This window comes from Kitasatospora sp. NPDC058492 (assembly GCF_042720685.1).
GTDB lineage: Bacteria > Actinomycetota > Actinomycetes > Streptomycetales > Streptomycetaceae > Kitasatospora.
Map to the genome: position 1 here is coordinate 1 of NZ_JBHXMU010000119.1, position 8,456 is coordinate 8,456.

The 8,456-nt window shown below is 72.9% G+C and carries 6 protein-coding genes; 3 read left to right on the forward strand and 3 right to left on the reverse strand.

Annotated elements, in window-relative coordinates; all coding sequences use genetic code 11:
- Positions 1-50: 50 nt before the first annotated feature.
- The 3 genes from ACFWPI_RS38860 to ACFWPI_RS38870 all read right to left on the reverse strand — a co-directional run bounded on the left by ACFWPI_RS38860 (position 51) and on the right by ACFWPI_RS38870 (position 4,950).
- Positions 51-476: a DUF742 domain-containing protein gene (locus tag ACFWPI_RS38860; protein WP_063347718.1), complete on the reverse strand. Its 426-nt coding sequence runs from the start codon at positions 474-476 to the stop codon at positions 51-53.
- Positions 477-641: 165 nt separating this feature from the next.
- Positions 642-1,055 carry a roadblock/LC7 domain-containing protein gene (locus tag ACFWPI_RS38865; RefSeq protein ID WP_030057391.1) on the reverse strand — a complete coding sequence of 138 codons (414 nt, stop codon included), beginning with the start codon at positions 1,053-1,055 and terminating at the stop codon, positions 642-644.
- Between the two features lie 10 nt (positions 1,056-1,065).
- Complete coding sequence (locus tag ACFWPI_RS38870) at positions 1,066-4,950, reverse strand: nitrate- and nitrite sensing domain-containing protein (protein WP_380380241.1); 3,885 nt, start codon at positions 4,948-4,950, stop codon at positions 1,066-1,068.
- 590 nt (positions 4,951-5,540) lie between these two features.
- On the opposite strand from ACFWPI_RS38870, the gene ACFWPI_RS38875 reads away from it, so the two are divergent.
- The 3 genes from ACFWPI_RS38875 (at position 5,541) to gltX (ending at position 8,375) form a co-directional block, all read left to right on the forward strand.
- Complete coding sequence (locus tag ACFWPI_RS38875; RefSeq protein WP_347878533.1) at positions 5,541-5,813, forward strand: hypothetical protein; 273 nt, start codon at positions 5,541-5,543, stop codon at positions 5,811-5,813.
- A 245-nt stretch (positions 5,814-6,058) separates the two neighbouring features.
- Positions 6,059-6,859: a fumarylacetoacetate hydrolase family protein gene (locus ACFWPI_RS38880; RefSeq protein ID WP_063347716.1), complete on the forward strand. Its 801-nt coding sequence runs from the start codon at positions 6,059-6,061 to the stop codon at positions 6,857-6,859.
- Positions 6,852-8,375 carry a glutamate--tRNA ligase gene (gene gltX, locus ACFWPI_RS38885; protein WP_363375967.1) on the forward strand — a complete coding sequence of 508 codons (1,524 nt, stop codon included), beginning with the start codon at positions 6,852-6,854 and terminating at the stop codon, positions 8,373-8,375. The genes ACFWPI_RS38880 and gltX overlap by 8 nt, the downstream gene beginning before the upstream one ends.
- Positions 8,376-8,456 lie beyond the last annotated feature (81 nt).

Consider the following 8,456-nt stretch of genomic DNA (forward strand, 5'->3'; position numbering starts at 1 on the left):
CCGCGACGACGATCTTCGCGGAGGTGGTGGCGCGGGTGGGGGCGGCCGCGTTAGAGCTTGCGAAGTCCACTGAGGACCCTTTCGAGCAGCGTGACATCGGGCGTTCCGCCCGACTCGCCCGCGGCGGCGGGCTGGTGGATGGCGACGAGGCCGGCCTCGGCCAGGTCGGCCACGAGGATGCGGGCCACACCGAGCGGGACACCGGCCAGTGCGGAGATCTCCGCGATGGACTTGACCTCACGGCAGAGGTTCACGATCCGGGCGTGCTCGGGCAGCAGGCCGCCGGTCCGTTCGGCGTTGCCGGTGGTCGAGATCAGGGCCTCGATGGCGAGCTGGTACCGGGGCCGGGTGCGGCCACCGGTCATCGCGTACGGGCGGACCAGCGGCTGCTGCTCGTAGCCGTCGGACTGCTGCCCGCCGTAGCCGCTGCCGTACCCGTTGCCGTACGAGCCGGCGGGTGTCGAGGGCGGGGTCATGGGTCCTCCTTGTGCTGCAGCCTTGGGCAGCCGGTTCCAGCTGGGGCGGTGCCAGCTGAGGCGGGATCAGCTGCCTGAGGGTAGCTGAGGGTGAGACGCCGGGGCCGGTCGGGTCGGACCCGGCGGGGGAGGTGGGACGGTGGACGGATCCCGCTCGGACTCCGGTCAGTGCAGGAGACTGCCCTGGAGTTCCGCGCGGAGTGCGGGGGTGAGGACGGCGCCGGCGCGGTCGACGAGGAGGGCCATCTCGTAGCCGACGAGGCCGATGTCGGAGTCGGGGGAGGCGAGTACGGCGAGGGCGGAGCCGTCGCTGACGGCCATGAGGAAGAGGAAGCCTCGTTCCATCTCGACGACGGTCTGGTTGACCTCGCCTCCTTCGAAGATCCGGCTGGCGCCGGAGGTGAGGGAGGTGAGGCCGGAGGCGACGGCTGCGAGCTGGTCGGCGCGGTCGCGGGGGAAGCCCTCGGACATGCACAGCAGGAGGCCGTCGGCGGAGACCACCACGGTGTGGGACACCCCGGGGGTGTTGTCCACGAAATTGGTGATCAGCCAGTTCAGGTTCTGTGCGGCCTGGCTCATCTGATTCAACTCAACGCTCCTGGTGATCTGCGCCGTTGCCGTCGGTCCGGCCACCGAAACTATCGAATCCGGGCTGCTGGGCACCATGCTGGGAGCCCGGCTGGTTGGCCTGTTCGGCCCCGGCCCGGCGGCCCTGCTGGATGCCGCGGCGCAGGTTGGTCAGCCGGCCGCGGACCTCTTCGGGGGCCCGGGAGACCTGCGGACCGGTCAGCGGCGAGGCCTCGGCGGTGCCGGAGACCAGGTTGGCCTGCGGGGTCCGCCGGGGGAGACCGGACATCGTGACGCCGCTGGTCGAGGGCTCGCGGACCTGCTCGGCGCGGCGCCAGCGCTCGTCGTTCGCGGACGGGCGCCAGGGGGCGTCCCCGGTGCCGGGCTGCGGTTGCTGGCCCTGCTGCGGCTGCTGCTGGCCCTGCGGCTGCTGGCCCTGCTGCGGGGCCTGGGGCTGCGGAGCCTGGGGGGCCTGAGCCTGCGCGGCCTGCTGCGGAGCCTGGGGCTGCTGGGCCTGGGCCGGCCGGCCCTGTCGGCTCTGCGGGTCGGACGGCTGGAACTCCGGCGCCGAGGTGCCGGGCCGGCGCGGCTGGTACGTCCGCGGCCGCGCCTCCTGCCCGCCCTCCTGCGGGTACCACGGCTGCTCGGCCGCACCCCCGGACGGGCCGGTCGGCAGGGCCATCGGCTCCGGCCGGGCCTGCTCCTGGCGCACCGGCTCGGGCCGGGCCTGCTCCTGACGGACCGGCTCCGGACGCGCCGGGTTCGGCAGCACCGGCTCCACCAGACCGAGGCCCAGCGGGTCACGCGGGTCGATCTGGCTGGCCTCGAAGCGCGGCCGGGCGAACTGCTGGGTGCTCTCCATCGGCGCCGGCTCGGCCGACGGCAGCGGCTGGGCCTGCTGCTGTGGCGGCAGCTGCGGCTGGCGGTCGCGCTGCGGCGCGTCCGGGCCGGGGCGCTGCGGGCGGCGCTGGCCCTGCGGACCGGGCTGACCCTGCGGGCCGCCCTGACCGGGGCCGCCCTGGCCCTGCGGGGCCGGCCTGCGCTGCGGCAGGCCCTCCTGCGGGCGGTTGCCCGGGCGGGCGCCCTGCTGCTGCGGAGCGCCGCCCGGCCGACCCGGCCGGCCGTGCTGCGGCTGCTCGCCGGTCCGGGGGCCCGGACCGCCGTCGAACTCGCCACCCGGGCGCGGCCGTTCCTGGCCGGGGCGGCCCTGGGCGGGCTGCTGCTGGCCGGGGCGGCCCTGGGCGGGCTGCTGCTGACCGGGTTGGCCCTGGGCGGGCTGCTGCTGGCCGCGGCGGGGCAGGCCGCCGGGGCCGCCCTGCGCCGGGCCCGGCCGGTTCGGGCCGCGCTGCGGCAGGCCGCCCTGCGGGGACTGCTGGGGCTGCGGGGACTGCGGGGCCTGCTGGGTCGGCTTCTGGCCCTGGGGCTGAGGGGCCTGCCGGCCCGGGCCCTGGGGTCCCTGGGACTGCTGGCCCGGGCCCTGCTGGCCCGGCTGGACGGGGTTCTCGCGCAGCGACTTGCCGACCTGGCGGGTCGGCAGGCCGCCGGCCCGGCCGCCGGGCGCGGCAGGCGCACCCGGTCCGGTCGGAGCACCCGGAGCACCCGGAGCACCCGGAGCGTTCGGTCCGGTCGGAGCACCGGGGCCGGTCGGGCCGGTCGGAGCGGTCGGGCCGCCCTGGCCGAGCTGCGGGCGGCCGCCCTGCGGGGCGCCGCCGGCCGGGCCCTGGCCGAGCGCGGCCGGGCCGCCCTGGCCGGGCGGCACCTGGCGCTGCTGGCGCGGCGTCGGGGCGACCCCGCGCTGCTGCTTGGCCTGGGCGGGGCCGGGCCGGGCGGGGCCGCGGCGGTCGGCGGAGTTGGTGACGTCGACCGGGAGCATGACCAGCGCGGTGGTGCCGCCGGAGTCGCTGGGGCGCAGCTGGATGCGGATGCCGTGTCGCAGGGACAGGCGGCCGACCACGAAGAGGCCCATGCGGCGGGAGACCGAGACGTCCACCGTCGGCGGGTTGGCGAGGCGCTCGTTGATCTCGGCGAGGTCGTCGGGGCTCAGGCCGATGCCGGTGTCGTGGATCTCGACCAGGACGCGGCCGTCGGGCAGCGCGTGGCCGGTGACCCGGACGCGGGTCTGCGGGCTGGAGAACGAGGTGGCGTTCTCCAGCAGCTCGGCGAGCAGGTGGACGAGGTCGTTGACGACGCGGCCGGCGACCTCGGCCGACGGCACGGCGGCGAGTTCGATGCGCTCGTACTGCTCCACCTCGGAGGCGGCGGCGCGGAGTACGTCGACCAGCGGGACGGGCCTGGTCCAGCGGCGGCCCGGGTCCTCACCGGCGAGGACGAGGAGGTTCTCGCCGTTGCGGCGCATGCGGGTCGCGAGGTGGTCCAGCTTGAAGAGGTTGGCCAGCTGGTCCGGGTCGGCCTCGCGGCTCTCCAGTTCGGAGATGAGCGACAGCTGGCGCTGGATGAGGCCCTGGCTGCGGCGCGAGAGGTTGGTGAACATCGCGTTGATGTTGCCGCGCAGGAGGGCCTGCTCGGCGGCGAGGCGGACGGCCTCGCTGTGCACCATGTCGAAGGCGTGCGCCACGTGGCCGATCTCGTCGGTGGAGTCGACGGCCACCGGTTCGACCGTCGTGTCGACGTCGTGCGGGTCGCTCTCGGAGAGGGTCTTGACCAGCTCGGGCAGGCGGCGCTCGGCGACGTCCTCGGCCGCGGCCTGCAGCCGGGTCAGCGAGCGCACCATCGAGCGGGCGATCAGACCGGCGCCACCGAGGGCGACGAGCAGCACCAGGGCGATGGCGGCACCGATGATGATGGCCTCGGTGTCGGCCTGGGACTGGAGGTCCTGGGCCTTGCCGTCGAGGTCCTCGATGAGCTTGGACTCGATCCGGCGCTCGGCGGTGATCTTGGCGCTGGCCTTCTCGTACCAGTCCTTGTAGGTCACCGGGTCGGTCTGGTGGATACCGCTCGGCTGGAGGATCGAGCGCGCGTACCGGTCGGCGTCGGCGATCACCGAGTTGTAGCTGAGCTGGCCGCGCAGGTTGTCCAGGTCGTGCGCGGTGTAGATGTTGTTGAAGCTGGTGAGCGAGTTGTCGTACGAGGTGCGCAGGCGGATGCCGAAGGACTCGTCGCTGGGGCTGAGGTCGGGGCCCTTGGGGTTGGCGAGTGCGGCGCCGATCAGGGCGCGCTGCTGCGAGGTGGCGTTCTTGGCCAGCGAGAACTGCTGCAGCGAGCGGGTCGCGACGAGCAGGTCCGTGTTGTTCGACGCGAGCGCGATGTCCTGGGTGATGGCCAGCAGGTCGCGGATGATCACGTCGTAGGCGGTGATCGTCGACTGGATGTTCTGGTTGTTCTGGTACGGCGTGTTGCGCGCGTCCGAGATCGAGTTCAGGTCCCTGCGGATCTGGAACAGCAGCGCCTTCCCGCCCGAGAGTTCGAGGTTCTCGAACTTGTCCGAGGACGCGGTGAAGGTGCGGCTCAGGTCGTCGGTGGCCCTGCGGGCGGTGACGATGTCGTCGTCGAGCGGGTCGTTGGGGCGCGCGGTGATGTAGCCGGCGCTGATGTCGCGCTCGGTCTGCAGGGCGTCCGCGAGGTTGGTCGCCTTCTTGGCCAGGTCGGACAGGTTGGCCATCTGGGAGAGCTGCTGCGAGTTCTGCATCGAGGCCTGGATCCGCAGGCCACCGAGGACCAGGGAGACCAGGACGGGCAGGGCGAGCAGGGCGATCAGTCGGGTCCGGATGCGCCAGTTGCGCATCGCGAGCCGGCTCAGACCGGTGGCCCGTCGCCGGGTCAGGGTGGTCCGGAGCTTGTCCCGGGCGGACTTCCGTTCCTGGCCGTCGTCCTCCGGGTGGCCGGGGGCCTCGGGGACCACCGGCTCGGCCGGGCTGCCGGGAGCCGCCGCCTGCTGGGGGGCTGCCACGGGCTCGTGCGACTCCGGGTTACCCGCAGCGCCGCTACCCCTTTTGAAACGTCCCTGCACTGGCGTCGCAACCTCTGGACCGGGCGTCCCGCCGCGTCGCCGCGGACCGGACGGTGTCGAGTTTCCTTCCGCTCCCCGGCTGGTCCGGGTGAGCGCGTCGCCGGGGTGGACTTCTCCCTACCCACGGTCCGTGGCATTCCAGCACAGCCGGGGAATCCCAACAAGGGCCGCCAGGACACGCCGCGCGGCGCTACCGAACGCGTGCGTGACTTCACTGACTGTGCCGTAACAGGACCGGAATACCGCATTTTTCGGACACTCGCCGGATACATGCCAACCCGGCCCGAGATCGAAAAGAGTCACAGACCTTCCGGAATGACCGTTATCGGAGATATGCCGGAAAATACCGTTGCGGCGATATGTCGGATATCTGCAATTCGCTCATGAATTTGTGATCAAAATCACAGTCTAATGTGTAGCTTTGGTCACGGTCCCTGTGGAATGAGATCTCGTAACCTGGCTGTCTCCGGAGCACGGCCCCGATCAGCCTGCCCAGAACCCCTCCGAATCATTCGGAATCAATCAGGCCGGTGACGATCCGCCGCGATCCGACCGGCCGCGACCACGAGGTGCTCTCGATGTCCCAGGCGAAGAAGGCCGCCACCAAGTCCACGCTGCCCTGCCGCTCCACGGCGAACCCGCGCCGGACGACGCTGGCCTCGGTCGCGGACTTCAGCACGATCCCGGGTGCCCGCAAGCCCGAGGACGCCGTCACCTACGGCACCGAACTGCCGGCCAGCACCGCCAACCCGCGCCGCACCCAGCTGATGGTCGCCCCGGCGCCCGTCGTCGTGCAGGACTGACCCGACCCCCGCTCCGACAGGGCGTCGCGGCCGAGCCACCGAGGGCGGCCGCGGCGCCCTGCGGCGTTCCCGGGCGGTCGCCGGGGCTCGCGGCCCGACCGCGCTGAACAGGGGCAAAGGGGTCAGCCGGGGCCCCACGCGATAGCCTGGACGACGATTGACGGGGCCGCGCCCACCGTGGGCGAGGCGCCCACCAGCGCCCGGGCGCGCCCCGGGCGGTCGACGAAGCGAGGGGTATCCCAGCCGTGCGCATTGCCAGGTTTTCCGTCCGGGAAGGGAGCCCTGCCGCCGGCAGCGTCTCCTTCGGCGTGGTGGAGGGCGACCCTTCCCAGCCCGACTCGCTGGTCGTCCACGCGCTGGCCGGCCACCCGTTCGGCCAGCCCCAGCCGACCGGCGAGAGTTACCGCTTCCAGGACGTCCGGCTGCTCAGCCCGATGCTCCCCAACAAGATCGTGGCGGTCGGCCGCAACTTCGCGGCGCACGCCGCCGAACTGGGCAACGACGTCCCGGACGTGCCGCTCACCTTCTTCAAGCCGTCCACCTCGGTGATCGGCCCGACCGAGAACATCGCGTACCCGCCGTTCTCCTCGGACGTCCAGCACGAGGCCGAACTCGCCGTGGTGATCGGCCGGATGTGCCGCGAGGTGCCGCTGGACCGGGTGCCCGAGGTGATCCTCGGCTACACCTGCGCCAACGACGTCACCGCCCGGGACGTGCAGAAGCGCGAGGGCCAGTGGGCCCGGGCCAAGGGCTTCGACACCTCCTGCCCGCTGGGCCCGTGGATCGAGACCGACCTGGACCCGGCCGACCTCGCCGTCACCTGCACGGTCAACGGCGAGCTCCGGCAGGCCGGCCGCACCTCCCAGATGGTCCGCTCGGTCGCCGAGCTGATCGTCCACATCTCCGAGGCCATGACGCTGCTGCCCGGCGACGTCATCCTCACCGGCACGCCCGCAGGGGTGGGCCCGCTCAACGTCGGCGACGAGGTCGCCGTCTCCATCGAAGGCATCGGCACTCTCACCAACAAGGTGATCAAGCGTGGCTAGTGAAAAGCTCAGCGGCTCCGCCGCGGGCAACCCGGCCGTCCGGGTTCGTTTCTGTCCGTCCCCGACCGGGAACCCGCACGTGGGCCTGGTCCGCACGGCCCTCTTCAACTGGGCCTACGCCCGCCACAACGGCGGCACGCTGGTCTTCCGGATCGAGGACACCGACTCGGCCCGCGACTCCGAGGAGTCGTACGACCAGCTGCTCGACGCGATGCGCTGGCTCGGCTTCGACTGGGACGAGGGCCCGGAGGTCGGCGGCCCGCACGAGCCGTACCGCCAGTCCCAGCGGATGGACATCTACGCCGACGTCGCCCGCCGCCTGCACGAGGCCGGCCACGCCTACCACTGCTACTGCAGCACCGAGGAGCTGGACGCCCGCCGCGAGGCCGCCCGCGCGGCCGGCAAGCCCTCCGGCTACGACGGCCACTGCCGCGAGCTGACGGACGAGCAGGTCGCCGTCTACAAGCTGGAGAAGCGCGAGCCGATCCTGCGCTTCCGGATGCCCGACCGCACCCTCAGCTTCGACGACCTGGTGCGCGGCACGCTCACCTTCGAGCCGGAGAACGTGCCGGACTACGGCATCGTCCGGGCCAACGGCGCCCCGCTGTACACCCTGGTCAACCCGGTGGACGACGCCCTGATGGGCATCACCCACGTGCTGCGCGGCGAGGACCTGCTCTCCTCCACCCCGCGGCAGATCGCGCTGTACGCCGCGCTCGCCGAGATCGGCGTCGGCGACGGCACCACCCCGCGCTTCGGCCACCTGCCGTACGTGATGGGCGAGGGCAACAAGAAGCTCTCCAAGCGCGACCCGCAGGCCTCGCTCAACCTGTACCGCGAGCGCGGCTTCATCCCCGAGGGCCTGCTCAACTACCTGTCCCTGCTGGGCTGGTCGCTGGCCGACGACCGCGACCTGTTCGGCATCGACGAGATGGTCGCCGCCTTCGACATCGCCAAGGTGAACGCCAACCCGGCCCGCTTCGACCTGAAGAAGTGCGAGGCGATCAACGCCGAGCACGTCCGCAAGCTGGCCCCGGAGGACTTCGTCCGCCGCCTGGTGCCGTACCTGCAGGCCCCCGGGCTGCTGCCGGCCGAGCCGACCGCCGAGCAGCTGGACCTGCTCGCGAAGATCGCGCCGCTCACCCAGGAGCGGATGGTCGTGCTGAGCGAGATCGTGAACATGGCCGGCTTCCTGTTCGTCGACCCGGCCGACTTCACCGTCGACCCGGACGACGCCGCCAAGGCGCTGACCGCCGACGCCCGCCCGGTGCTGGAGGCCAGCGTCAAGGCGCTGGAGGCGCTCGCGGACTTCAGCCCGGAGCCGATCCAGGCCGCGCTGCGCGAGGCGCTGGTGGACGGGCTGGGCATCAAGCCCAAGTTCGCGTTCACGCCGCTGCGGGTCGCCGTCACCGGCCGCCGGGTCTCGCCGCCGCTGTTCGAGTCGATGGAGCTGCTCGGGCGCCCCGAGACGCTGCGCCGGCTGAACTCCGCCCTGGAGGCCCTGCCGGCCGCCTGAGCGGGCCGCTGAGCAGGCTGGGCGGCCCGCCACCGGGCGGGCCCCCCCCCAGCCCCGAACACACCGCCCGGCCGGCACCGC